This is a genomic window from Streptomyces fradiae, assembly GCF_041270065.1.
In the GTDB taxonomy this organism is placed as follows: domain Bacteria; phylum Actinomycetota; class Actinomycetes; order Streptomycetales; family Streptomycetaceae; genus Streptomyces.
Window position 1 is genome coordinate 2,141,504 of record NZ_CP065958.1, and the last position, 24,723, is coordinate 2,166,226.

Here is a 24,723-nt window from a genome sequence, read left to right on the forward strand (position 1 = left end):
AACTCTCGTGCGTACCTACGAGTAGGGGGTTCACGCTCCGCGACTGATCGATAGCGTGTCGTCGTCGCTGCCGCCACACCCGGAGCACAGGGCTCCGCTGGGACTAGCTGGCGCGATTGAGGACTGCCGACGTGACTCAGGCGGCTTTCGCCCCTGCAGAGACGCTCCGACTCCAGCCGTACACCGATCACTGCCGCGTCATCGCCGACGAGGGCGCGCACGTGGTCATCGGCGTCTCACCGGGGAACAGTTATTTCACCGCCCAGCGGCTGCGCGAGCTGACGCGCTGGGGCTTGGACCACTTCGATCAGGTCGATCTCGTCTACACCGATCTGCATGTCGCCGACATGTACGAGGCGCTGGGGTACGGGGCCGACGAGGCGCGGCGGAAGGCCGTCAAGAACCTGCGGGGGGTGCGGGCCAAGGTCGGGGCGGCCGTGGCGGAGGCCGATCCCACGGGGGTACGGGTACGGGCCCGGGGGATGTCGGAGTTCGGGGACGTCCCGGCGTACCGGGAGCTGCACCGCACCGTGCTCGACGCGGTGGCGGCGGATCCGGTGGTGCGGGAGACCTGCGACGCGCTGACCGGGATCTTCCTGGCCGGGAAGCTGGCGCCGGGGCAGTTGATCGACGAGCGGCAGCGGGAGGTGTGCCGGGCGTACATCTGCGCCGAGGTGCCGCTGTTCCTGGACACCCCGGCGATCCTCGGGGTGCCGTCCTCGCTCAACTGCTACCACCAGGCGCTGCCGCTGGCCGATCTGCTGTACGGGCGGGGGTCCGGGCTCCGGGCCTCGCGCAACCAGGGCCACGGCATCCTCACGCCCGCCGAAGGAGTCTCCGCATGAGCACCGCCACCGACACCGGCACCGCAAGCGCAGGCGCACTGCCGGCCTTCCCCTTCGACTGGGACGGGACCCGGCTGCCCGCCGAGATCGGCGCGCTGCGCGCCGAGCCGGTGCGCAAGGTCCGCACGATCGCCGGGGCCGAGGCCTGGCTGGTCTCCTCGTACGAGCTGTGCCGACAGGTCCTGGAGGACCCGAGGTTCAGCCTCAAGGACACGTCCGCGCCCGGGGCGCCCCGGCAGTACGCGCTGACGATCCCGCCGCACGTGGTGAACAACATGGGCAACATCACCGGGGCCGGGCTGCGCAAGGCCGTGATGAAGGCGATCAACCCGAAGGCGCCCGGCCTGGAGGAGTGGCTGCGGGCCCGGGCCGGGGGCCTGGTGGACGCGCTGGTCGGCGAGGGGGCGCCCGGAGAGCTGCGCAGCGGGTACGCCGATCCGTACTCGGCGGGGCTGCACTGCCGGATGCTGGGCATCCCGGAGGAGGACGGACCGCGACTGCTGCGCAGCCTGGACGTGGCCTTCATGAACGCGCCGCGCGAGATCGAGGCGGCCCGGCTCAACTGGGACCGGGACATCGCGTACATGACCGAGCGGCTGGACGATCCGGCGACCGGCGGGCTGATGGCGGAGCTCGCGGCGCTGCGCGAGGATCCCGACTACGCGCATCTGACGGACGAGATGCTGGCGACGGTGGGCGTCACGCTGTTCGGGGCCGGGGTGATCTCCACCGCCGGGTTCCTGACGATGGCCCTTGTGTCGGTGCTGACCCGGCCGGACGTGCGGGAGGCGCTGACCGGCGGGGGCGGTTCCGGTGGCGGGGTCGCCGGGGCGATGGACGAACTGCTGCGGGTCAATCTGTCGATCGGCGACGGGCTGCCGCGGCTCGCCCTGGAGGACGTACGGCTCGGGGACACGCTCGTGCGGGCCGGTGAGCTGGTCCTCGTGCTCGTGGAGGCCGCGAACCACGATCCGGAGCACTTCCCCGACCCGCTGACCTTCCGGCCGGACCGGGAGAACGCCTCCGACCACCTGTCCTTCGGCGGCGGCTCGCATTACTGCCCGGCGACGGCGCTCGGCAAGCGGCACGCCGAGATCGCCCTGGAGACGCTCCTCGACCGGCTGCCGGAGCTGCGGCTCGCGGTGCCGGTCGAACAGCTGGTGTGGCGCACCAACTTCATGAAGCGCCTCCCCGAGCGGCTGCCGGTGGCCTGGTAGCGGTCGGATGTGATCACGCGGGGGCGCTGCCCGGCCCGGCCGGAGCCGGGGTCGGGGTCGGGCAGCGCCCTTCCGTTGTCAGCGGCCGTAACGGATCAGGGCGCGGACCATGCGGCAGGTGGTGTCGGACGGCGGGTGGATGCCGAGCTGGGTCGCCGTGGTGCGTATCTTCGCGTTCGTCGCCCGCGAGGGCAGGTAGACGCCCGCGTCGAGCAGGGCGATGGCCAGGCGCATGGCCTTCAGCCGGCGGTTGTGCGTGACGTACCACTCGCGGGGGCGGCCCGCGGGGAGCGGCTTCTTCTGGAGCGGCTTCCAGGGTTCGAGGGACGGTGTCCGGATCATGGCGACAGCCATGGGCGACCTCCTGGCGAACGGTGGGGTGCGGGCCCTCCCCGGGACCCTCACCTTCACCCCCTATTTTAGTGCCCCCCACTGACAATCGCCCCTGGCCAGACGCATCTTGAGGGGGTATGGAAGGGAGGTTTGACGGGACGTTCGGCGGGACGTTCGGCGGGACGTTTGCCGGTACGTTGGGGACATGGAGATCTGGATCAATCCCGCCTGTTCCAAGTGCCGCAGCGCACTGACCCTGCTGGACGCCGAGGGCGCCGACTACACGGTGCGCCGCTACCTGGAGGACGTGCCCTCGCCGGACGAGATCCGCGCGGTCCTGGAGCGGCTCGGCCTGGAGCCGTGGGACATCACCCGCACCCAGGAGGCCGACGCCAAGGAGCTGGGCCTCAAGGACTGGCCGCGGGACGAGGCGAGCCGCGACCGCTGGGTGACGGCCCTTGCCGAGCACCCGAAGCTGATCCAGCGCCCGATCATCACCGCCGAGGACGGCACGGCCGTGGTCGGCCGCTCCGAGGAGGCGGTGCGGGACGCCCTGTCCCGCTGAGCCGACTCCCCCGGGTCAGTTCCCCTCTCCCGTGAGGTGGCGGGCCATTCGAGCGTGTGCCTCCGGCCCCGCGCCCACCGGGAGGGCGAAGTGGGTGGCGTCGGGCAGCACCTCCGTCTCCAGGCGCCCGCCGGGGACGGCGGCGCGGGCCTTGCGCTCCACGGCGTACGAGTCATGGGTCCGGCTGCGTCCGGCGAGCAGCACCAGGGTGGGCGGGCGCAGCCCGGCGAGCCGCTCGGGCGCGGGCCGGGGCCCGTTGACCGGGCGGACGGACGGGACGTCGGCGGCGAGCACCTGCAGCCGGCGCCAGTCGGGGTCGAGCGCGGCGCCCCCGGTCTCCCAGTCGAGGAACGCGGCCCGGCGGGCCGCGCCCGGCCGCAGCAGCACCGGCAGGGCCCGCAGCAGGAAGCGCGGGGCGAAGCCGGTGAAGCAGTTGGTGGGGTCGAGCAGCACGAGCCGGCCGACGCGGTCGGGCGCGGCGAGCGCGTACTGCAGGGCGATCCACGCGCCGTAGGAGTGCCCGGCCAGGCCCACCGGCTGCTCGGCGGGTATCGCGAGGGCGTCGAGGAGCGCGTCGAGCCAGCCCGTGAGGTCGGCGGCGGTACGGATCGGGCGGCCCGGGTCCGCGAGGCTGCGGCCGGGCTCGCCGACCAGGTCGACGGCGTGCACCCGGTGGGTCGCGCCGAGCGCCGCCGCCGTGCCGTACCACCCGGTGGCGGTGGCCCCGCCGCCGGGCAGCAGGAGCACGGGCGGGCCGTCGGCGGGGCCGTGGCTGATGACATGGGTCGCGCCGTACGGGGTGGGGACGGCCGCCGTGGTGGTGCCCTGCGGCCAGTGCGCGAGGACGGCGTCGTAGGCGAGGTCGAACGCGGACGGCTCACGCGGCTCACGGGGCACGGCGCGGTTCACCGGACCGCGACCCGCTCGGCCCGGGCCACGGCTTCCGCCTCGGCGAGGATCTCGGTGAGCCGGGCTCCGAACCGTACGTCGCAGGGGTGGGGGCGGCCGGTGCGGACGGCCTCCAGGAGGCCGTCGACGGCGCCGCCGAAGGCGTCGAGGGCGCCGTCCCAGTGCGGCATGACGGCCTTGCCCCGCTCGCCGTAGAGGGAGAGCGCGGCCTCGGCGGAGGCGGCCGGGGCGCTGAGCGTGAGGGTGGCGGTGCTGCTCGCGCCGGAGGTGTGGCGCAGGGTCAGGTGGCGGGTGTCCGCCCGGCCCTCGGTGCAGCTGATGGAGGTGACGTCGCCGAGGATCGGCAGGAAGACGGAGAGGACGTGCGGGCCGACGTCCCACAGACCGCCCTTGTCGCGCCGCCAGGGCGAGGCGGCGTAGACGCTGTCGGCGTCGGGCGAGAACAGCGCGCCCAGCCAGTGCGCCTCGCCGAGGAACCAGCCGCCGGCGGCGACCTGTTCGTCTATCCAGCGCGCGGTGGGCGGCGCGAAGCGGAGGGTGCAGAACACGACGGAGGCCACACCGGCGCCCGTGACGGCGTCGGCGAGCTCGCGCGCCGTCGCCGCCGAGGTCGTCACCGGCTTGTCGAGGATGACATGGCAGCCCGCCGCGGCGGCCCGCGCGGCCAGCGGAGCCTGGACGTCCGGCGGCAGCGCGAGCGCGACCGCGTCGCTCGCCTCGAACAGCGCGTCCACGTCCTCGTACGCCTTCGTCCCGCACGCGGCGGCGAGCGCGGCCGCGGCCTCCGGCCGTCTGCCCCACACCCCGCTGAACTCCACGTCGGGATGCGCCGCGAGCGCGGGGGCGTGGGTGCGCTCGGCCCAGGGGCCGGTGCCGAGGAGTCCGATGCGGGTCTTCGTGCCAGGAAGGTTCGTCATGCCCACAGTCTGCCGGGCCCCCCGGCCGTAGCGGCTCCGGGATCCCCCCGATCCACCCCGGACCCACCCCGGAGCGCACGCCCGGGGCGCGCGGCCGGGGCACGCTGACCGGCGCGTGTGAAGCCTCGTATACGGCGCGGACCCCGTGGGACGGATCCGGCGGGCCGGGTTCGGTGGACTCCTGGACGCGCACGTCGTCGCACGGCGGGGGCGGGAAATGGAGGAAGGCTGAGTAACACGGGGTTCACAAACGGGCAACCGACGGGAAATCCGGTGTTGCGAAGCTGCGGACGACGCAGACACCGCCACCGCAGCTCTCGCAATGTCGCGAGCCGCCGCCGCAGCGCGGAGCACCAGCACCCGCAGCACGCCAAAGGATGAGGCCCCGTGACCTTCAAGGCTGAGTACATCTGGATCGACGGCACCGAGCCGACCGCCAAGCTCCGTTCCAAGACGAAGATCATCCCCGGTGAGGTCCTTCCGCTGGAGGAGCTGCCGATCTGGGGCTTCGACGGTTCGAGCACGAACCAGGCCAAGGGTCACGCCTCGGACCGGGTGCTCAAGCCGGTCTTCTCCTGCCCGGACCCGATCCGCGGCGGCAACGACATCCTGGTGATGTGCGAGGTCCTGAACACGGACATGACGCCGCACGAGTCGAACACCCGGGCCGCGCTGGCCGAGGTGTACGCGAAGTACGCCGCGCAGGAGCCGATCTTCGGCATCGAGCAGGAGTACACCTTCTTCGACGGCGAGCGTCCGCTCGGCTTCCCGGTCGGCGGCTTCCCGGCCCCGCAGGGCGGCTACTACTGCGGTGTCGGCGCGGACGAGATCTTCGGCCGTGACGTCGTCGAGGCGCACCTGGAGAACTGCCTGAAGGCGGGTCTGGGCATCTCCGGCATCAACGCCGAGGTCATGCCGGGCCAGTGGGAGTTCCAGGTCGGTCCGCTGGCGCCGCTCGAGGTCGCCGACCAGCTGTGGGTGGCCCGCTGGCTGCTCTACCGCACGGCCGAGGACTTCAACGTCTCCGCGACGCTGGACCCGAAGCCGGTGAAGGGCGACTGGAACGGCGCGGGCGCGCACACCAACTTCTCCACGAAGGCGATGCGCGAGGGCTACGACGCGATCATCACCGCGTGCGAGGCGCTGGGCGAGGGCTCGAAGCCGCTCGACCACGTCAAGAACTACGGCGCTGGCATCGACGACCGTCTGACCGGCCTGCACGAGACCGCCCCGTGGGACCAGTACTCCTACGGCGTCTCCGACCGCGGCGCCTCGGTCCGCATCCCGTGGCAGGTCGAGCAGGACCAGAAGGGCTACATCGAGGACCGCCGTCCGAACGCGAACGTGGACCCGTACACGGTGACCCGCCTCCTGGTGGACACCTGCTGCGAGGCCCTGGAGAAGGCCGGCCAGGTCTGAGGCCAGGTCTGAGGTCGGGTCTGACCCGAGCAGTCCTGAGAGGGGCGCCCCCGTTTCGTACGGGGGCGCCCCTCTCGGCATGTGGGAAGGGCGACAAGGGGTTTGGGATGCCGGGGGCTGCCCACCGCACTTCCCTGCTGGTTTAATAGGGATATGGAGAGGACGCAGAACGACACCGCGACAGGTCGCCACGACCTCGAGCCGTTCTGGCCCTCCCGCCAGCACCACGACTTCGACCGGTGCTGTCGGCGCGTGAGGAACGCGTCGGCCCTCTAAAGCCCGACCGGAGCCGTCTCCGGTCCCACGGCCTTCGGCCGCCGCGCATGACGTTCGACGTACGACGCCTTCCGTCCGTCCGTGACTCGCGCGAAATGAGCTGAGCTCCCATGGCCCACCTGGCCCACACCCGTACCGCCGCCACTGCTGTCACCACCACTGCCACCGCCGCTCCCCTGGCCCTGCCGCGCCCGCGGCTGCGCGCCGTGGCGGCCGACGAGGTCGCCGGGCTCGCCCGGGTGGCCGACTTCCTGCCGCCGGGCGCCACGCTGCTGCCGGCGCCCCCGAACGCCCTGCCCACGCTGCCCGGGCGCCCGCCGATGGTCGGTTATCTGGTGCTGCTGCCCGCCGACCAGCAGACGGCGGCCGCCGCTTCCGCGCCGGCGCCGGCGGCGGTTCCGGCGCCTGGTCCGGTGGTCATCGACGGCGTGCAGCGGATCGCCCGTGTCGACGGGCGGTCGCTGGACCTGACGTATCTGGAGTTCGAACTCCTCGCCCATCTCGTCACCCACCCGCACCGGGTGCACACCCGCGACCAGTTGGTCACCACGGTGTGGGGGTACGGGCACGTGGGCGACGGCCGGACCGTCGACGTGCACGTGGCGCGGCTGCGCCGCAAGCTGGGCGCCGAGCACCGCCGCACGATCCAGACCGTGCGGCGGGTCGGCTACAAGTACATCCCCTGATCAGCCGGATTTCAGCCGGTCTGCCGCGACCTCGTCCTCGACCTCGTCCGCGAGATCAGCCCGAGGGCGAGGTCGACGGCCAGGAAGGCCACCAGGCTGAGGCCGAGCAGCGGCACGAACCAGCCCACGAGCGCCGTCGCCGCGAGCAGCGGAAGCAGCACCGTCGGCGGGACCTTGCGCCAGGCGCCCCTGGCGACCGGGCGGCCCGGGCGGCGCAGCCACCACATGCGGTAGCCCCAGACGATCAGCAGGATCAGGGCGAGCGCGAGGGCGGCGAGCGCCAGCTGGTTGAACAGGCCGAGGTACAGGCCCATATGGGCGTCGATGCCGACCCTCGTGAGCTTCGCGAGCAGCGGGTAGTCCGCGAAGCGGAGCTCGTCCAGGACGGCGCCGTCGGCGGGGTTCACGGCGACCGAGTCCAGCTCCGCCGGGAACTGCTTGTCGGTCTCCTTCACGACGTAACCGCTGCCGTCGGCAGGCAGTACGACCGCGATCGACGGGCTGTCGATGCCGGCGGCACGGGCCGCCGCGACCGCCCTGTCGATGCCGATGTCCGTGCCGGGGGCTGCGGGTGTGGGCGACTCGTGGTGGCCGGCGCCGTGGCCCGCGTGCTCCCCGCCCGTACCGGTACCCGTACCCGCGCCCGTACCCGCGCCCGTACCGGCGGCCGGGCCGGGGGTGACGGTCGCGGAGAGCTTCGGGGTCGCACCGCCGAGGCGGTCCTGCACGCCGCCGATGTTCTCGCCCGCGTACCGCGACCAGGTCAGCCCGGTCGCCGACAGCGCCACGAGACCGGCCGCCGCCCACAGGCCGACCGTTCCGTGCCAGGAGAGGGTACGACGGCGGGACTTCGCCCCGCCCTCGGGCAGGAACAGCGCCCGCCGGTTCCTGCGCCGCCGCCCCACCCAGAGCAGTACGCCGCCGAGCGCGACCACCCACAGCCAACTGGCGGCCAGTTCACTGTAGTTGCGGCCCAGCTCACCGAGGTGCAGGTCCACGTGCAGACCCGAGATCCAGGTGCGCAGCGGCAGCGCGCCGGAGCTTCCGTAACTGGGCAGCTCGCCTCGTATCGCGGCGGTGTACGGGTCCACGAAGACGGCCGTCGAGGTGCCTTCGGGCGCCGCCGGGTCGGCCATCAACACCCGCGTGGTGGCGCCGGGTTCGGCCCCGGGCCAGACGGCGGTCACCGCGCCGTCGGGGCGGGCGGCGCGGGCCGCCGCGACCTGCCGTTCGAGCGGGAGTGCGGTGGCGCCGCCGGCGGGAGCCGGAACTTCCAGCTCGTGCGCGTACAGCACCTTCTCCGCCGGTACGGAGAGTGCGTAGAGCAGTCCGCTGACGGCGGCCAGGAGCAGGAACGGGGCGACGAGCACCCCCGCGAAGAAGTGCATCCGCAGCACGAGCGGGCGGAGTGCGGCCCAGCCGCGCGGGCGGGTGGGGGATGGGTTCGGGGGCCCGTCCGGGGCCGCCGGGTCGGTGGGTCCGGTCGGTTCCGGACGGCGGCGTGCGAGGTCGTCGAGAGTCATCACGGTCCTAGGGGTCGTCGACCTGGGGGTACGCGGGTGCGGATGCGCGGGTGCGTGGCCGTTGCGACGAGCGCGAGCGGGCTGCTCGCGCCCCCCCCTGCGGCCTCCGCCGTCTGGCGTCCGGTGCCTGGCGGGCGCGGTGCCAGCGGCGCGCGACGCTGCCGGGCGGAGGCCGACGCGCGTCGGGCCCTCGGGCACCTGCCGTCCGGCGCTCGCCGCCGGCGAGTTGCCCTGGGCGTCGTCCAACGCCAGGCGCTCGCCGCTAGGCGTGCGCCATCGGGCAGCCACCGCTGGGCGTCCGCCGTCTGGCGTCTGCCGTCAGGCCGCTGCCGTCCGGCTTCCGCCGCTGGCCAGTCGCCCTTAAGCGTCCGCCGCCGGGCGCTCACCGTCAGGCGTTCACCGTCAGGTGCTCGCCCTCGGCTTCTGCCAGCAGGTAGCCGCCGCTAGGCATCAGCGCAGGCAAACTCGCCGCCTGGATTCCGCCGGGCGTTCACCGTCAGGCCTTGACCGTCCGGCATTCGCCGTCAGCCAGTCGCCCTGAGGCATCCGCCGCCGGCGTTCACCAGCAGGTGCTCGCCACGGGGCATCCGCAGTCAGGCATTCGCCGCCAGCGAGTCGCCTTAGGCGTCGTCCAATGCCAGGCGCTCGCCGCTCGGCGTCCGCCATCAGGCAGCCACCGCCGGGCATCCGCCGTCGGGCACTCGGCCGCAGGCCTTTACCGTCAGGCGCTCGCCGCCGGGCATTCGCCACAGGCATCCGTCGTCCGGCGCCCACCGCTGGGCGTGCACCGCCAGGCTTTCGCCACCAGACATCCACCCGTCCGGCGTCAGCCGCCTGGCGACTGACCCCCACGAGGGGAAGACCGCCACGAGGCGTCCGCCGCCAGGCCTCAGCCTTCAGGCATCCGCCGCCGGGCTTTCGCCACAGGCATCCGCCCGTCGGGCGTCAGGCGCCTGGCGACTGACCCACACGGGCGGAACTCCGCCACGGGGCGTCCGCCATCAGGCCCCAGCCCTCCAGGCATCCGCCATCCGGCGCTCGCCGCCGGGCATCCGCCGTCAGACTTCCGCCCGTCCGGCGTGAGACGCTCTGGCGACTGACCCGCACGGGCGGAGGACCGCCAGGGGGCGTCCGCCGCCAGGCCCCAGCCCTCCAGGCACCCGCCGTCCGGCGCTTGCCGCTGGGCATTCACCGTCAGGCATGCGTTGCCGGGCGTTCACCGATAGGCATCCGCCGCCGCGCCGGCGCCGTACAGCGTCGGGCGTTCGGCGTTGCTCGGCATCCAGCACCCTGCGTGCGACACAGGTCGTGTGTCGACAAGGGAGAAGCGACCCCCGGTCGGTCATGTCAGACGAGTGCTCCGAGGGTCGTGGCGCGGGGTACGGGCAGGGCCGGTGGGCCGCGGCGGGAGACGGCGTGGGTGAGGACGACGCCGTGGAGGCGGCGGGTCCGGGGGGTGGGGCGGAGGGAGGGGTGGGGTGGTGGGGTGGGGAGGCGGAGTCGGAGGCGGGCGGCGGCGAGGAGCAGCCGCAGTGGGGTGCGGGCGCGGGAGCCGGCCGTACGGGCCAGGGTGAAGAGCGCCGCCTCGCCCCGGGCGAGCCACAGGCCGCAGGCCAGCGCGGCGAGCAGGTGCGCGGCGAACATGCCGGCGCCCGAGCCCGGAGCCTGGTCCATCCCGGCCGCCCCGCCCATGGCGTGGGCCATGTGCGCCGTATGCGCGAGGGAGGGGTCGGCGAGCATCGCCGTCGGCATCTCGGTGGAGCCGGTGGGCGCGCCGGACCGCCCCGGCCCGAAGATCAGGCTCAACGCCCCCGCCCCGGTCCCGGCCCCGGCGCCAGACGCACCCCGCTCCCCCGCCCCGAAAATCACGTGCAGTGCGCCCTGCACACCCGTCAAGCCGGTCGCCACAGCGACCGCTCCCCGTCGGCGGCCCGCGGCCGCCCAGGCGAGCGCGCCCGTCACCGCGAAGGCCGCGAGGAGGGAGGGGAGGGGGACGGAGTGGGCAGACATGGAGGAATGACCCGTCGCCGCCAATGTCACGCACACCACCGCGAAGAGCGTGGCGCGGAGGGCGCGCAGGGGCGACCGGGGGTGCGTCATGGTGGGGACATGGTGTCATCCCGGGGCCGCGGGCGGGAGGGCACCTCCCGGGGCCGGGCCGGAGCCCATCGGTTACGGTTCGCAGGAATGGAGGAAATAGGGGATATAGAGGGCATAGAGGAAAAGTAGGAATTGCAGCGCTTCGTTCTGGTTCGGAGGAGTCGACGTATGCCCGCCATCCCCGCCGCCACCGTCGCCAACCTCCGTGATCTCGGGACGCTTCCGCTCGGTGCGGGGCGCAGTGTGCGGGAGGGGCTGGTGTTCCGGTCCGGGCAGTTGGACCGGCTCGATCCGGCGGATTCGGTGGTGGGCGGGCTGGGGATCCGGACGGTGGTGGACTTCCGGACCGCCGCCGAGCGGGCCGACCGGCCGGACCGGCTGCCGCCGGGCGGGCCGGGGATCCGGACGGTGGTGGCCGATGTGCTCGCCGACTTCCTGGCGACCAGCGGGCTGCCGCCGGCCGCCCGGCTGAAGACCCTGCTGTCGGATCCGGCGCTGGCCGAGGAGCATCTCGGCGGGGGCAGGGCGCAGGCCGCGTTCGCGCGCACCTACCGGGCCTTCGTGAACACGGAGTCGGCGCGGGCCTCGTACGGCGCCTTCCTCACCGAGCTGGGCGATCCGGCCGCCGGTCCGCTGCTGTTCCACTGCACGGCGGGCAAGGACCGCACGGGGTGGGCGGCGACGATCGTGCTGTCGCTGCTCGGGGCGGACGAGCGGACGGTGATGGCGGAGTATCTGGCGGTCAATCCGGGGGTGCGGGAGGCGTTCGGGCCGCTGATCGAGGGGTTCACGGCGCAGGGCGGCGACCCGGAGCTGGCGCTCGCGCTCGTCGGGGTGGTGCCGGCGTACCTGGAGGCGGCCCTGGACGAGGTGGCGGTCCGGCACGGGTCGATGGAGAAGTACGTACGGGAGGGGCTCGGCGTCCCGGACGAGGTCGTCGGCCTGATGCGCGAGCGCCTGACCGTCCACGCCGCCTGACCGTCCACGCCGCCTGACCGTCCACGCCGCCTGAACCACCAGGGCGCCTGAACCACCAGGGCGCAGACGGTTGACCCGTTCGGGGGACGCCTGCCGGGGTGACCATCGCACCAATCGCTCGTTCTGCTGAACGTGAGCAGCCAGGAAACCGAGGAACTCGCCCCCACCCCCGACTCCCCCGGTCCGGTCGATGTCGAGCAGGCCGAGGCCGCGCTCGTCGAGCACTATCCGCGGCTGGTCCGGATCGCCTATCTGGTGCTTCCGCCCTCCCTCGGCCGCAACCGCCGGGTGCTGACCGCGCACGCGCTCGTGCAGCGTTCGCTGCCGCGCCGCCGGGCGTCGGGGGCCGGAGCCGGGGCGGTGCCGGGGGCGCGGCGGGCGGACGAGGACGCGGTCGACCCCGGGTACGCGTTCGTACGGGGCGAGGTGCTGCGGCAGGCGCTGGTGGCCGGGCTGCCGCTGCGGCGCCGGGCGCTGCCCCGGCGGGCACAGTTCCCGCCGCTGCTGCCGATGGTGTGGGGGCTGCGGGTGTTCCCGCGGGCCGGCGGCGCCGATGAACTCGCCCTGGACCAGCGGCTCTCCGCGCTGTCCGGGCCGGCCAGGGCGGCGTACGTGCTGCGCGGTCTTGAGCGGCAGGGCGATCCGGAGGTGCTGCGGGTGCTCGGCGCGGCCGGGGTGGCGGATCCGAAGGGGGCGCTCGCGGAGGCGGACGGGGTCGAGGCGCAGTATGTGCTCCTGGAGTCACCGGAGTTCGACCCCTGCTCGCTGCAGGCGCGGCCGACGGATCTGATGCGGCGGCGCCAGCACGGCCGGGCGGCGCTCGTGGCGGCCGTGGCGGTGGCGGTGTGCGGGGCGCTGCTCGGGCTGCCGGGTGACGGGTGGGGCAGAAACGGTGCTGCGGCCCCTTCGTACGCCCGTAATCCGGCGGCGGAGGCGGCGCTCGACCCGGGCGGCCTGAAGCGGGTGGGGACGGCCGACTGGCGGATCTCGACGCGTACCGACTTCTCGGTGTGGCCGGTCCGCGGCGGGCTGACCGAGGACCGGGCGCTGCTTCGCCGGGCGCTCGCGGTGTGGGCGCGGCCGGGGCCGGCCGTGCGGGCCTCGGCGACGCCGGGCACCCCGCCGGGGCCGCCGATGGGCTCGCCGCAGCTGCTGTTCGCGGGCGAGGTGGACGCGAACCGGGTGGTGATCTTCCACGACGGACTGCGGGTGGTGCGGTACGCGGAGCCGGTCGGCGACGCGAGCGGCGTGGCGCTCGACTTCGCGCGTACGGACGGGGCGGACGCGGTGGGTTCGGCGGCGCTCGTGGTGTCCCGGGCCGGGGGCAACGTGCGCTATCTGACGGCGCCGTGGGTGCGGGAGGCGGCGGTCCGGGACCTGCTTCTGCCGGGCAAGGCGCCGCGGGTGCTGACCCGGGACGCGGCCGGGGTGACCGAGCCGATCCCGAGCCCGGTGACGGCCGCGAGCTGCACCCGCTGGTCGGCGCTCCAGCTGCGCGACGGGTCGGGGACGCGGCTGCTCACCGACCTGGGCGAGCTGGCCCCGGCCCGGCTGACCGCGGGCCCGCCCGACCGGCCGGCCGACGTGACGGGCGCGGCGGCGCTCGGGCAGTGGGCGCGGATCGCGTGCCGGCTGCCGGCGCTGAGCTCGCACGGGGTGCGGACGGTGAACTCCTGGGCGTACGCGACCCAGCGGCTCCCGGAGGGCGCCGGGCGCGCCGAGTGGTGGTGCGCGCGGGCGGAGACCTGGCGGGGTACGGGGAGCCGGAGCCTGGCGCTGTTCGGGGCGCCGGGTGCGACCGGGCCCGCGGCGCCGGCCGCCCGCTCGGAGGGGACCCCGGCGTGCGGGCCGAAGGATCCGCGGGTGCTCGCGGGCGTGGTGTGGCAGGCGCGGAGCGGGCAGTGGTACGTGCTCGCGGCCGGCTCGAAGGACTTCGCGTCGCTGACGCTGTCGGGCGGGGTGAAGGCGCGCGAGGAGGGACCGCTGCTCGCGGTGAAGGCCGCGGCGGGCAGCCGCGCGGACCTCACCGGGACGCTCGACGACGGGCGGCGGGTGGGCGCCCTGCGCTGAGCCGCGGGCACACGGCGCGTTGCGCGTATCCGGGTTCCGTACGGTGCCCGCCTCCGTGCCCACCCCGGCTCGGCCCCGTACGCACACCCGCGCCGTACCCGGCCCGGCCCCGTACCCGCCCCGGCCCGGCCCCGTACCCGCCCCGGGAAAAAGCACCTGCGCGACCCCTGTTCCTCGGGCTTACCCCTCAGTACATTGACGCCATGTCTAATACGCAGCCCGCCCCGGTCGCGTCGGAGCACATCGAGCTCAAGGCCCGCAAGGTCTCCTTCGACTGGGAACAGACACCGCTCCACTGGGTTCCCGGCGACCCGTTCACCACCCACACCATCAATGTGCTGCACCTGCTGCTCCCGGCCGGCGAACGCTGGTTCGTGCACGTCTACAAGCAGGTCCTGCCGTACATCACCGACGAGCGGCTACGTGCGGACGTGATCGGCTTCATCGGGCAGGAGGCCGTGCACTCGCAGGCGCACGACGACGTCCTGCCGCACCTGAAGAAGCAGGGGCTCGACCCCACGCCGTACACCGCGCAGGTCGACTGGTTCTTCGAGAAGCTGCTCGGCGACCGGACGCTGCCGCCGGGGCGGCCGCGGCGCTGGTGGCTGATGGAGCGGGTCGCGCTGATCGCCGCCATCGAGCACTACACCGCCTTCCTCGGCAACTGGGTGCTCAACGCGGAGGAGCTGGACCGGGTCGGCGCCGACCCGGTGATGCTGGACCTGCTGCGCTGGCACGGCGCCGAGGAGGTCGAGCACCGCGCGGTCGCCTTCGAGCTGTTCATGCACCTCGACGGCGGCTACCGGCGGCGGGCCCGCACCTGGGCGACCGCGTTCGGCGCGCTGGTCTTCCTCTGGCAGCGCGGGGTGCGCTTCTTCATGGAGCACGACCCGACGGTCCTCGACGCGAAGCCGAGCGTCGGGCAGTTCGTACGGAAGGGGCGCCAGGGCGTGCTGCCGACCACCCCCGACCTGCTGCGCGCGATCCCGCGCTACCTCAGCCGGGACTACCACCCCTCCCAGGAGGGTTCCACCGCCCAGGCCGCCGCCTATCTGGCCGCCTCCCCCGGCGCCAACGGAGGCCGGGTCTGATGCGTCTGCGTACCGTCGTCCTCGTCGCCGGGGCCGCGCTGCTCGCCAAGCGGGCGCTGCGGCGCCGGATCGACGCCTCCCCGCTGTGGCCGTTGCCCGCCCTCGACGTCCCGGTCTCGGGCCGCGGCCGGCAGTCCACCGTGACCCGGCACGTCCTGGTCGCCGCCCGCACCGAGCCCGCCGAGGGGGTCGTCCAGCTGCGCCTCGAGGGCTCCGGGCTGCCCGAGTGGCAGCCGGGCGCGCACATCGACCTGGTGCTGCCGTCCGGCACCGTCCGCCAGTACTCGCTCTGCGGCGACCCGGGCGAGCGCGACGTCTACACCGTCGCGACCCGGCTGATCGAGGCCGAACAGGGCGGTCGCGGCGGCTCGCGCGAGGTCCACGAGCAGCTCCACGTGGGCACCGAGATCGAGATCCGCGGCCCGCGCAACCGCTTCCCGCTGGCGTCCGCGCCCTCGTACGTCTTCGTCGCCGGCGGCATCGGGATCACGCCGGTCCTGCCCATGCTGCGCGCGGCGGAGGCGGCCGGGGCCGACTGGCGGCTGCTGTACTGCGGGCGCAGCCGGGCCACGATGCCGTATCTCGACGAGGTCGAGAAGCTGGGCGGCGACCGGACGACGGTCGTGGCGGAGGACACCGACGGGCGGCCGGAGCTCGGATTCCTCTCCGACCTCCCGGAAGGGACCGAGGTGCACTGCTGCGGGCCCGAGGGTCTGATGGACGCGGTGTCCGCCGCCCTGCCCGAGGGCCGGGTGCCGCATCTGGAGCGCTTCTCCGCGACCCGTATGGAGGGCGGTACGCCCTTCGAGGTCGAACTGCGGCGCACCGGGCGCACGTTGACCGTGGCGGGCGACCAGTCGGTGCTCTCGGCGGTGCGCGAGGCGGTCCCGGGCGTCCTGTACTCCTGCCGGCAGGGCTTCTGCGGGACCTGCCAACAGCGGGTCCTGGCGGGCGAGGTGGACCACCGCGACGAGCTGCTCACCGACGCCGAGCGCGCCGACTCGATGCTGATCTGCGTCTCGCGGTGCGCCGGGGAACGGCTCGTCCTCGATCTGTAGTCGTTACGGGAGCACCAGCCAGTCCAGGGCGAACGCGGTGGCCAGGCCGCCCACCAGGAGCCAGGTGGCAAGCCGCGTACGCCCGTTGCGGGACAGCTCGATGACGACGCCGCACAGGATCATGGCGAGCCCGTACACGCCGACGACGAGGACGGACGTATGGGCCGCCAGGCGGGTCACCAGGACCGTGGCCGTCACGACGAGCAGCACCGAGCCGGCGACGATACGCGCGAGCCGTGCCTGCCTGGGCGTGAGTCCGGTCGACTCCGCCTCGGTCCCGGCCTCGGTCCCGATCTCAGTCTCTGTCTCGGTCTCCGGGATGTCCTGCTCAGAAGCGCTCATGTGGCGGGAGCGTAACGGACTCCCGTTAGGCTGTTCGCATGACGACCGGGGTACGCCGAAGGATGGGCGTCGAGGAGCGCAAACAGCAGCTGATCGGGGTGGCGCTTGAGCTGTTCAGCCACCGTTCCCCCGACGAGGTCTCCATCGACGAGATCGCCGCGGCCGCGGGCATCTCCCGGCCGCTCGTCTACCACTACTTCCCCGGGAAGCAGTCCCTGTACGAGGCGGCCCTGCGCCGCGCGGCCGACGAGCTGGCCGCCCGCTTCCTGGAGCCGCCGCAGGGCCCGTTGGGGGCGCGGCTGCTGCGCGTGATGGGCCGCTTCTTCGACTTCGTGGACGACCACGGGCCGGGCTTCGCCGCGCTGATGCGGGGCGGTCCCGCGGTCGGCTCGTCGACGACGAACGCGATGATCGACGAGGTGCGGCAGGCGGCATACGAGCAGATCCTGGCGCACCTGGAGGTCGAGAAGCCCTCCGCGCGGCTCGAACTGGTCGTCCGTTCCTGGGTGTCGCTCGCCGAGTCGACGGCGCTGCTGTGGCTGGACGGGCGCCGGGTGCCGCGCGCGGAGCTGGAGTTGCAGCTCGTGCACGACTTCGCGGCGCTCACCGCGGTCAGCGCCGCGTACGACGAGGAGATGGCGGGGCTCGTGGTGGGGATGCTCGCCGACGAGCCGGCCGACGGGCCGTTCGGCGACCTCGTGGGCCGGCTCGTGGCGCTGGTGCCTCAGGTCCCCGGCCAGTAGGGCTGCGGGTCCCCGGTCAGTAGGACGGGTCGAGGTCGCGCACCTCGGCGGAGACGTGCACGCCGTCCGTCTCCTTGAGGTATTCCGGTACGAGCGCGAGGACGGCCTTGCGCAGCCGGGACTTGGCCTCGTCGGTACGGCCCGTGAGCAGGGCGATCTCCACGTGCACGACGGTACCGTCGCCGGAGCCGTCGCCGACGACGAGTTCCTCGACCTCGCGGAAGCGGGTCTTGCAGGCTTCGACGCTGGCGTCGACGGTCTCCGCGACGAGCGGGTGCAGCGCGAGCGCGAAGCCGCGCCGGTCGAGGGGCGCGGAGTAGTCGACGGTGATGAACGGCATGGGGGTCACTCCTGGTGATGCGGATGTCGGGCCCAGCTTGACCGCGCCCCCGCCCCACGCACAAGGGACCGTCCGCCGAGCGGACGGTCCCTTGTGTCCCGTGGGGGGATGTGGGTTACGGGTGCGGGATCAGCGGGCGGTGAAGACCGCCACCGTGCGGGCCGGGACCGTGAAGGTGCCCGAGGCCTTGTCGTACGCGGCGGACTTCACCACCGCGTCGGAGCCGGCGGCCTGGACCGGGTGCAGGCGGTAGCCCTTGCCGGCCAGCTCGGCGACCTGCTGCGTGGTGCTGCCCGGGGTCGCGTTGAGGACGACGACCAGGTCGCCCAGGCGCATGGTGATCACGCCCGGGGTCTCGTCGCGGCCGGACAGCGGGAAGGACAGGGCGTCCTGGACGCGGGCGGTCGTGGCGAGGGAGAAGGCGGGCTCGGTGGTGCGGATCTTCTGGAGGTCGCGGTAGGCGGCGGAGGCGCCGTCGATCTCCGCGCAGCCGGCCGTCAGGGCCGGGTTGACGAGCAGCGGCTTGCCGTAGGACCACTTGGCCTTGTTGTCGGCGGCCGGCGGGAGGCCCCGCCCGAAGCCGTTGCCGTCGCGGCAGTCCCAGTGGATCGCGTTGAACCAGTCGCCGCTGTCGTACGAGTTGCGGTCGAGGGACTTGGAGCGGAGCAGGTCGCTGCCCGCCTGGGCGAGCGCCGGGCCCTGGGAGACGGTGCCGGTGGCCATGGCGAGGACCTGCATGCGGGCCCGGTCGGCCGGCGACGTCCCGGCCGGGAGCTTGAAGGCGAGCGCGTCGTACAGGCTCTCGTTGTCGTGGGCGTCGGCGTAGGCGAGGGCGTCGCCGGGTGCGGCGGCGTACCCGGCCGGGGCGCCGTTGTAGTCGACCTCGGAGCCCTTGACCGTACGGCCGGAGCTGTCGGTGAAGGTGTACGCGGCGAGGTTGCCGGTCAGGCCGACCTTGATGAGGTCCTGGTAGTGCAGGAGGCGGGCCTTCTGCTCGGCCGGGGTGCCGTTGGCGGCGGAGCCGTTGGGGTCGGTGTAGAGGCCGGAGGCGAAGCCCTGGATGCCGGGGTCCTCGTCGAAGGGGCCGCCGCCGCGGACGGCGTCACGGGCCCGGTCGGAGAAGGTGGCGACGCCCGTACCGGCCATGTTCTTCTGGGTGGCCTGGACGAAGCGGGCGTCGTCGGCGATCTCGCCGAAGTTCCAGCCCTCGCCGTACAGAATGATCGACTTTCCGTCGACGCCGTCGCGGGCGACGGTCAGCTCGTCCAGGGCGTGGCGCACCGCCAGGATGTTGGCCTTGGGGTGGTGGCCCATGAGGTCGAAGCGGAAGCCGTCGACCTTGTACTGCTTGGCCCAGGTGACGACCGAGTCCACGACGAGCTTGCCCATCATGGCGTTCTCGGGTGCGGTGTTGGCGCAGCAGGTGGAGGTGGCGACGGAGCCGTCGGCCTGGAGGCGCTGGTAGTAGCCGGGCACGATGCGGTCGAGCACCGACTTGTCGGACTGGCCGGCGGCCACGGTGTGGTTGTAGACCACGTCCATGACGGTGCGCAGGCCCTCGCCGTTGAGCGCCTGGACCATCTGCCGGAACTCGACGGTGCGGCGGGTGCCGTTGGGGTCGGTGGCGTACGAGCCCTCCGGCACCGTGTAGTGCAGCGGGTCGTAGCCCCAGTTGTAGGCGTCCTTCGCCGCCGCGGCGGCGACGCAGGCCTGCTGCTCCTCCGAGTCGGGGGCGTAGACCTTGAGGTCGCAGGCGGGTTCGGTGCGGTCGGACTTCTTCTCGGGGATGGTGCCGATGTCGAAGGCCGGGAGGAGGTGCACATAGGAGGTGCCGGAGTCGGCGAGCGCCTTGAGGTGCTGCGAGCCGGCGCTGCCGAGGTCGGTGAAGGCGAGGTAGGTGCCGCGGTGGTCGGCCTTCGCCGTGGGGTCGGCGACGGAGAAGTCGCGGATGTGGAGTTCCTGGATCTGCGCGTCGCGCAGCGGCACGGCGGCCGGCTTCTTCAGGCCCTGCCAGCCCTTGGGGGCGAGCCGGGGGTCGGCGAGGTCGACGACGAGGCTGCGGGCGGAGTCGGTGGTGAGCGCGGTGGAGTACGGGTCGGTGACCCGGTTCTCGACGAGCTTCTGGACGCTCGGCGCCCACACCTTCACGACGTAGCGGTACGGCTTGCCCGCCCAGGTCCGCGGTCCGGTGACCGACCAGACGCCGGAGGCGGCGTCACGGCGCATCGGCACGGTGCGCCCGTCGAGTTCGAGGGCGACGGACTGGGCGGTGGGGGCCCACAGGGAGAGGGTGGGTCGGCCGTTCCGGAACACCGGGCCGAGGGCGGCCTTCGTGGCCTTGGCGGCGTACAGGTCGTCGAGCACGCCCGCCGTCTGCACGCCGGTGGCGGCGAGCAGGGCGCCGTTGGCGGCCCGCTGGGTGGCGACGAGCTGACCGCGCAGGGAGTCCCGTACCCGGTCCGCGTCCCGCGGGTCGACGGTGAAGGCCGGGTAGTCCTTGAGGTGCGGATACTTCGCTTTCTGGGCGTCGGTGAGGCTTGAGGCGTTGAGCCGGAGCCAGCGGCCCTCGTCGCTGAGGGCGCCGTCGGTGACGGTGATGCCGCCGGCCGCCGCGCCCGGCGCGTACACCAGCTGCTGGCTGGTGGCGTCGGTGGCCTTCACCTTCCAGACGACGGTGTTCCGGTCGATCCACTGCGCCTCGGCCTTGCCGAGGTCGAGGTTCGGGGCGCCGCCGGTGGTCGGAAGGAGGTACTTGGGCTGGCCGGCGAGCAGCCAGACCTCGTTGCCGTACGTGGCGAGGTCGAGCGACTGGTCGGTGGGCAGGTCCTTCTCGTCGCCCTTGTGGACGATGTACGAGAGCGAGCTCGCGCCCTCCGCCAGCGGGACCTCGTACACGGCGCCGTACGCGTCGACGCGGGTCGGCATCAGCGGCCTGGACCAGTCGGTGGGCTGGGCGGCGCCGGTCCACAGGTGCAGGCCCCAGCCGTCGTAGTTCCCGTCGGCGCGCTGGTAGTGGATGACGGCCTTGGTCTTGTCCTGCGGGGCGGGGGCCGGGTTGGTGTCGGACTGGCCGTCGGCGCCCTGCGTGATCCAGACCTCGCCGGTGCGGCCGAGGCTGATGCTTCGCTGCGGGCCGTCGGCGGCTCCTCCCCCAGAGCCTCCGGCCTGGGAGGTACCCCCATTCTCCACGGTGTACGGGAGGGTGGACGCGCCCTCGGGGACGCGGACCCAGGCGAAGGCGCCGTAGGCGTCGCGGCCGGTGAACGCGGCCTCCTGGTCCGCGGCCTTCAGCTTCCAGCCGTCGTAGTTCCCGTCCTCGCGCTTGTAGTGGACGACGGCGTAGGTGCGCTCGACGGCCACGGGCTTCTCGGGGGCGGGGGCCTGACCGGCGGTGCTGGTGGCCAGAGCGCTCGCGGTGCGGCCTGCGGCGTCGACCGCGACGGCCTTGTAGCGCAGGGCGGTGCCGGCGGGCGCGGTGACGTACTGGGTGATCTTGTACGGGGCGTGGTCGGCGGTGCCGAGGGTCTGCCAGCGTCCGTTGCCGACCTGGGCGGCGAAGACGACCCGGTTGAGGCCGCCGCCGGTGACGTCGGCGGACAGCTCGACGGTGCCGGTGGCGCCGGCTGCCGGGGCCTTGAGGGTGACGGCGGGCGCGGTGGCGGGGGCGGGCAGCGGCGCGTCGGCCTTCAGGACGAGGGAGGAGAGCGCCGGGACGGTGACGGTGACCTTGCCGTCCTTCGCGGCGACGGCGCCCTGGCCCCCGTACAGGGTGCGGAAGTCGGCCGAGTCGACGGGGACGGTGACCGTCTTCGGCTCGGTGGCGCTGTTGGTGGCGACCAGGTACTCGGTCTTCGCCTTGGCGTCCGTACGGGAGAAGGCGTAGACGGAGCCCTCGGCGTAGCGCTCCTGCTGGACGCCGTCGCGCAGGGCGGGGTTGGCCTTCGTGAGCTTCGACAGCTCGGCGATGGAGCGGTAGATCGGGTGGCCGGTGTCGTACGCGTCCGTCGCGTGCGTGCGGTCGGTGCCGAGCTGGTCGTCGTCGAGGTAGTCGGCGGTCTGCGAGGCGAAGAGGGTCTGGCGGGCGTCCTTGTCGCCGCCGGGGCCGGTGAAGCCCTGCTCGTCTCCGTAGTAGACGACGGGGTTGCCGCGGCTGAGGAACATCAGCTCGTTGGCGAGCCGGGCCCGCTGCACGAGTTCGGCGTCGCTCGCGTCCCGGTGGTCCTGCTTGAGGAAGGTGCCGATGCGGCCCATGTCGTGGTTGCCGAGGAAGGTGACCTGCTCGTAGGCGTTGGCCTTGTCGGAGCCGTACTTGTAGTCGTCGGCGAAGACCTTGGCGAGCCGGTCGGCGCCGGCGCCCTGCGACGCGAAGGCGCGGGCGGCGTCCTGGAAGGGGAAGTCGAGGGTGGCGTCGAGCCGGCCGCGGGTGACGTACGGGCTGGTGACGGAGGTGTCGGCGGAGTAGACCTCGCCGAACATGAAGAAGTCCTCGCGGCCCTGCTTCTTCGCGTACGCGTCCAGGGCGGTGGCCCACTGGGTCCAGAAGTCCAGGTCGACGTGCTTGACGGTGTCGATGCGGAAGCCGTCTATCCGGAAGTCCCGGACCCACTTCTCGTAGATCCTCTTCATGCCCTCGACGACCTCGGGGCGCTCGGTCCACAGGTCGTCGAGACCGACGAAGTCGCCGTACTCGGCGGACTCGCCGGCCCAGGTGGAGTCGCCGCGGTTGTGGTACATCGTGGGGTCGTTGAGCCAGGCGGGGACCTTGGTGCCGGCGCCGGCCTCGGCCTTCTGGACCGGGGTGTACGGGAAGGAGTCGGCGTCGACCTTCCGCGCATCCGGCATCGTCGTGCGGTCGTCGAAGGGGCGGCCGGTCTTGTCCAGGTAGGGGTAGGCGCCCTTGGGGCGGTAGCCGTACTTCTTCTCGGCGTAGTCGACGGTGTCGGCGGTGTGGTTGGTGATGACGTCGAAGAAGACCTTCATGCCCTTGGCGTGGGCGGCGTCGATCAGCTTCTTCAGGTCGTCGTTGGTGCCGAAGTGCGGGTCGACCTGGGTGAAGTCGGTGATCCAGTAGCCGTGGTAGCCGGCGCTGGCGTCCTTGCCCTCGCCCTGCACGGGCCGGTTCTTGAAGATCGGCGCCATCCAGATGGCGGTGGTGCCGAGCCCCTTGATGTAGTCCAGGCGCTCGGTCAGCCCCTTGAGGTCGCCGCCCTGGTAGAACCCCTTGTCCGTCGGGTCGAAGCCGGTGGCGGTGCGGCTGCCGGTGAGACCGCCGCGGTCGTTGGCCGGGTCGCCGTTGGCGAAGCGGTCGGGCAGCACGAAGTAGAACTGCTCGCGGGTGAGGTCGTGCCGGGCGGGGGTCGCGGCGAGGGCGCGGTCGGAGGGCGGGGCGGACGGCCGGGGTGCGGCCGCCGTCGCGGGGACGGCGGGCACGAGCGCGGCGCACAGGGCGGCGGCCAGTGCGGCCGCCGTTCGCTTGCGGGTCACGGGGTGCTCCCTGGAGGTACGGGAAGAGAGGGCCGCCCCGGCCGGGGCGGCCCTTGCGTGGGGGGAGGCGTTAGTTGCGGAAGGTGTCGTTCAGGACCAGCTGGCCCGAGGACGGGACCGTCGCGGTGCGGTTGGCGCCGGACTCCCAGGTGGTGTTTCCGGCGGCGTCCTTGCGGATGTACTTGTATTCGAAGGACGTGCCGGCGGGGAGCGGGACGGTCAGCTTCCAGACGGGGTACGCCGCCGGGTCGAGCTTCAGGGCCGCCGTCGGGGACCAGTTGCCGAGTTCGGGGCGGTTGCCGGTGACGTAGATGTTCTGGCCCACCACGGTGGTGGCGGTGACGTTGAACGAGGCGCCGGTGGTGGTGGCCGGCGGGGTGGTGCAGCTCATGGCACCGGTGTGCAGGGCGACGGCCGTGTTGGCGGCCACCGTGGCCGTGAACTGGCCGGCGGAGTTCACCGTCACCGAGCCGCCGCTCTGCACGTCGCAGTAGGTGCCGGCGGGCAGGGAGGTCTGGAAGGTGCGGGTGAGGGCGGAGGACTCGTGGTTGATGGCCACGTACGCCTTGGCGCCCCGGCCGAACGCGATCGCGTTGTTGCCGTTGTCCCACCAGTCGGTGACGGCCTGCCCGCGGGCGGTGTTGCGGAAGGCCACCATGGAGGAGATCTCGCGCCAGGCGTGCTGGCACTTCCAGCCGTCGCTGTAACAGGCGTTCACCTGGTGCCCGTTGGGCGCGCCGGCGTCCTTGTCGGTCCACTCGTAGCCGGAGTGGACGTCCGGGGAGCCGTACGGCCAGGCGAGCATGAAGACGGAGGCCAGGGTGTACTGGGCGCCGTTCTTGTAGTTGAGGGTGTCGCCGCCGCGCTCGGTGTCGTGGTTGTCGACGAAGACGGCGGACTGGCCGGACGGCATGTAGCCCCATGCCTCGCCGAAGTTCTTGAGGTAGGCGAGCTTCTCGCCCTGCAGGACCCTCTTGAGGTCGCGGGCGTAGCGGAACTCCTGGACGTCGCCGTTGCCGAGGTACTCGCTCGGGGAGACGGCCTCGCCGGCGCCGTAGATGGCCTCCTGCTTCCAGTAGACGGAAGGATTCGTCAGCCGGGACTTGATGTTGGCGAGGTCGGCGGCCGGCATGTGCTTGGCGGCGTCGATGCGGAAGCCGTCGACGCCGAGCGTCAGCAGGTCGTTGAGGTACCCGGCTATCCTGCCGCGGACGTACTCCTCGCCGGTGTCGAGGTCGGCGAGGCCGACGAGCTCGCAGTTCTGGACGTTCGCCTTGTCCTGGTAGTTGGAGACGCTGGCGCGGCAGTCGTCCAGGTCGGAGCCGGAGTAGACACCGGGGTAGTTGTACTTGCTGTAGCTGGACCCGCCGGTGCCGGTGTAGCCGGCGTTGGGGTCCGCCGGGCCGGCCATGTGGTTGATGACGGAGTCGGCGACGACCTTCACCCCGGCGGCGTGGCAGGTGTCGACCATGTTCTTGAAGGCGGTGCGGTCGCCGAGCGGGCCGGCGATCTTGTAGCTGACCGGCTGGTAGGCCGTCCACCACTGCGAGCCCTGGATACGTTCCTGAGGCGGGGAGACCTGCACGTATCCGTAACCGGCGGGGCCGAGCTGTTCGGTGCAGGCCTTCGCCACCGAGGCGAAGTTCCACTCGAACAGCACGGCCGTGACGTCCTTCGTGCCGGGCGGGGCGGCCTGAACGGTGGGGGCTCCCGTGACGGCCACAGCGGCTCCCGCCACGAGGGCGAGTGCAGCGGCCACGGTCTTTCGGGCCATGTTTCCTCCTGTACGACGTCCCTGTCGCAAGAAGTTGCCGAAAATGACAGCAA

19 protein-coding genes are annotated in these 24,723 nt (G+C 73.0%); 10 read left to right on the forward strand and 9 right to left on the reverse strand.

The window, feature by feature from the left end:
- Nucleotides 1–131: 131 nt before the first annotated feature.
- Nucleotides 132–845 (forward strand): tRNA-dependent cyclodipeptide synthase, encoded by a 714-nt coding sequence (locus tag JAO84_RS09625; protein WP_370412203.1) that lies wholly within the window; start codon nt 132–134, stop codon nt 843–845.
- Nucleotides 842–2,062 (forward strand): cytochrome P450, encoded by a 1,221-nt coding sequence (locus JAO84_RS09630; RefSeq protein ID WP_370412205.1) that lies wholly within the window; start codon nt 842–844, stop codon nt 2,060–2,062. Before JAO84_RS09625 ends, JAO84_RS09630 begins: the two co-directional genes overlap by 4 nt.
- A gap of 78 nt (nt 2,063–2,140) precedes the next feature.
- On the opposite strand, the gene JAO84_RS09635 is transcribed toward JAO84_RS09630, so the two are convergent.
- Nucleotides 2,141–2,416 (reverse strand): hypothetical protein, encoded by a 276-nt coding sequence (locus JAO84_RS09635; protein WP_265861804.1) that lies wholly within the window; start codon nt 2,414–2,416, stop codon nt 2,141–2,143.
- A gap of 184 nt (nt 2,417–2,600) precedes the next feature.
- Between JAO84_RS09635 and JAO84_RS09640 the strand changes: the two genes are divergently transcribed.
- Nucleotides 2,601–2,960 carry an arsenate reductase family protein gene (locus JAO84_RS09640; protein WP_370412208.1) on the forward strand — a complete coding sequence of 120 codons (360 nt, stop codon included), beginning with the start codon at nt 2,601–2,603 and terminating at the stop codon, nt 2,958–2,960.
- 15 nt (nt 2,961–2,975) lie between these two features.
- Here the strand turns inward: JAO84_RS09640 and JAO84_RS09645 are convergent, their stop codons facing one another.
- Both JAO84_RS09645 and JAO84_RS09650 read right to left on the reverse strand, forming a co-directional pair.
- On the reverse strand, nt 2,976–3,857 hold the full coding sequence (locus tag JAO84_RS09645) for an alpha/beta fold hydrolase (RefSeq protein ID WP_370412210.1): 882 nt from the start codon (nt 3,855–3,857) through the stop codon (nt 2,976–2,978).
- Between the two features lie 8 nt (nt 3,858–3,865).
- Nucleotides 3,866–4,786: a Gfo/Idh/MocA family protein gene (locus JAO84_RS09650; RefSeq protein ID WP_370412212.1), complete on the reverse strand. Its 921-nt coding sequence runs from the start codon at nt 4,784–4,786 to the stop codon at nt 3,866–3,868.
- Between the two features lie 387 nt (nt 4,787–5,173).
- Here JAO84_RS09650 and glnII point away from each other — a divergent pair, with 387 nt between their 5' ends.
- A complete protein-coding gene (gene glnII, locus JAO84_RS09655; RefSeq protein ID WP_370412214.1) occupies nt 5,174–6,205 on the forward strand; it encodes a glutamine synthetase in 1,032 nt (343 codons plus the stop codon).
- Between the two features lie 395 nt (nt 6,206–6,600).
- Nucleotides 6,601–7,167 carry a winged helix-turn-helix domain-containing protein gene (locus JAO84_RS09660; RefSeq protein ID WP_370416699.1) on the forward strand — a complete coding sequence of 189 codons (567 nt, stop codon included), beginning with the start codon at nt 6,601–6,603 and terminating at the stop codon, nt 7,165–7,167.
- An 11-nt stretch (nt 7,168–7,178) separates the two neighbouring features.
- Here the strand turns inward: JAO84_RS09660 and JAO84_RS09665 are convergent, their stop codons facing one another.
- Entirely contained in the window at nt 7,179–8,690 is a 1,512-nt protein-coding gene (locus JAO84_RS09665; protein ID WP_370412216.1) for a PepSY-associated TM helix domain-containing protein, read from the reverse strand.
- 1,347 nt (nt 8,691–10,037) lie between these two features.
- Entirely contained in the window at nt 10,038–10,496 is a 459-nt protein-coding gene (locus JAO84_RS09670) for a hypothetical protein (protein ID WP_370412218.1), read from the reverse strand.
- A gap of 462 nt (nt 10,497–10,958) precedes the next feature.
- On the opposite strand from JAO84_RS09670, the gene JAO84_RS09675 reads away from it, so the two are divergent.
- The 4 genes from JAO84_RS09675 (at nt 10,959) to JAO84_RS09690 (ending at nt 15,987) form a co-directional block, all read left to right on the forward strand.
- Nucleotides 10,959–11,768 carry a tyrosine-protein phosphatase gene (locus tag JAO84_RS09675; protein WP_370412220.1) on the forward strand — a complete coding sequence of 270 codons (810 nt, stop codon included), beginning with the start codon at nt 10,959–10,961 and terminating at the stop codon, nt 11,766–11,768.
- A 132-nt stretch (nt 11,769–11,900) separates the two neighbouring features.
- Nucleotides 11,901–13,838, forward strand: a complete 1,938-nt coding sequence (locus JAO84_RS09680; protein WP_370412222.1) for a hypothetical protein — start codon at nt 11,901–11,903, stop codon at nt 13,836–13,838.
- A 203-nt stretch (nt 13,839–14,041) separates the two neighbouring features.
- A complete protein-coding gene (locus JAO84_RS09685) occupies nt 14,042–14,929 on the forward strand; it encodes a metal-dependent hydrolase (RefSeq protein WP_265861824.1) in 888 nt (295 codons plus the stop codon).
- Nucleotides 14,929–15,987 (forward strand): 2Fe-2S iron-sulfur cluster-binding protein, encoded by a 1,059-nt coding sequence (locus tag JAO84_RS09690; RefSeq protein ID WP_370412224.1) that lies wholly within the window; start codon nt 14,929–14,931, stop codon nt 15,985–15,987. The genes JAO84_RS09685 and JAO84_RS09690 overlap by 1 nt, the downstream gene beginning before the upstream one ends.
- 3 nt (nt 15,988–15,990) lie before the next feature.
- On the opposite strand, the gene JAO84_RS09695 is transcribed toward JAO84_RS09690, so the two are convergent.
- Nucleotides 15,991–16,329, reverse strand: coding sequence for a hypothetical protein (locus JAO84_RS09695; protein WP_370412226.1), 339 nt, complete (start codon nt 16,327–16,329; stop codon nt 15,991–15,993).
- A 38-nt stretch (nt 16,330–16,367) separates the two neighbouring features.
- Between JAO84_RS09695 and JAO84_RS09700 the strand changes: the two genes are divergently transcribed.
- Nucleotides 16,368–17,072: a TetR/AcrR family transcriptional regulator gene (locus tag JAO84_RS09700; RefSeq protein ID WP_370412228.1), complete on the forward strand. Its 705-nt coding sequence runs from the start codon at nt 16,368–16,370 to the stop codon at nt 17,070–17,072.
- A 16-nt stretch (nt 17,073–17,088) separates the two neighbouring features.
- Here the strand turns inward: JAO84_RS09700 and JAO84_RS09705 are convergent, their stop codons facing one another.
- From JAO84_RS09705 to JAO84_RS09715, 3 genes are all read right to left on the reverse strand, one after another.
- A complete protein-coding gene (locus tag JAO84_RS09705; protein ID WP_370412230.1) occupies nt 17,089–17,412 on the reverse strand; it encodes a 5-carboxymethyl-2-hydroxymuconate Delta-isomerase in 324 nt (107 codons plus the stop codon).
- A gap of 129 nt (nt 17,413–17,541) precedes the next feature.
- Nucleotides 17,542–22,896 (reverse strand): pullulanase-type alpha-1,6-glucosidase, encoded by a 5,355-nt coding sequence (gene pulA, locus JAO84_RS09710; protein WP_370412232.1) that lies wholly within the window; start codon nt 22,894–22,896, stop codon nt 17,542–17,544.
- Nucleotides 22,897–22,966: 70 nt separating this feature from the next.
- Nucleotides 22,967–24,670 carry a carbohydrate-binding module family 20 domain-containing protein gene (locus tag JAO84_RS09715; protein WP_370412234.1) on the reverse strand — a complete coding sequence of 568 codons (1,704 nt, stop codon included), beginning with the start codon at nt 24,668–24,670 and terminating at the stop codon, nt 22,967–22,969.
- Between the last annotated feature and the right edge of the window lie 53 nt (nt 24,671–24,723).

Bases quoted from the DNA above. Each gene is read 5' to 3' on its own strand.
- JAO84_RS09630 (WP_370412205.1), top strand. From the start codon at position 842: ATGAGCACCGCCACCGACACCGGCACCGCAAGCGCAGGCGCACTGCCG.
- JAO84_RS09635 (WP_265861804.1), bottom strand. From the start codon at position 2,416: ATGGCTGTCGCCATGATCCGGACACCGTCCCTCGAACCCTGGAAGCCG.
- JAO84_RS09640 (WP_370412208.1), top strand. From the start codon at position 2,601: ATGGAGATCTGGATCAATCCCGCCTGTTCCAAGTGCCGCAGCGCACTG.
- JAO84_RS09650 (WP_370412212.1), bottom strand. From the start codon at position 4,786: ATGACGAACCTTCCTGGCACGAAGACCCGCATCGGACTCCTCGGCACC.
- JAO84_RS09665 (WP_370412216.1), bottom strand. From the start codon at position 8,690: ATGACTCTCGACGACCTCGCACGCCGCCGTCCGGAACCGACCGGACCC.
- JAO84_RS09675 (WP_370412220.1), top strand. From the start codon at position 10,959: ATGCCCGCCATCCCCGCCGCCACCGTCGCCAACCTCCGTGATCTCGGG.
- JAO84_RS09685 (WP_265861824.1), top strand. From the start codon at position 14,042: ATGTCTAATACGCAGCCCGCCCCGGTCGCGTCGGAGCACATCGAGCTC.
- JAO84_RS09690 (WP_370412224.1), top strand. From the start codon at position 14,929: ATGCGTCTGCGTACCGTCGTCCTCGTCGCCGGGGCCGCGCTGCTCGCC.
- JAO84_RS09695 (WP_370412226.1), bottom strand. From the start codon at position 16,329: ATGAGCGCTTCTGAGCAGGACATCCCGGAGACCGAGACAGAGACTGAG.
- JAO84_RS09700 (WP_370412228.1), top strand. From the start codon at position 16,368: ATGACGACCGGGGTACGCCGAAGGATGGGCGTCGAGGAGCGCAAACAG.
- JAO84_RS09705 (WP_370412230.1), bottom strand. From the start codon at position 17,412: ATGCCGTTCATCACCGTCGACTACTCCGCGCCCCTCGACCGGCGCGGC.
- JAO84_RS09715 (WP_370412234.1), bottom strand. From the start codon at position 24,670: ATGGCCCGAAAGACCGTGGCCGCTGCACTCGCCCTCGTGGCGGGAGCC.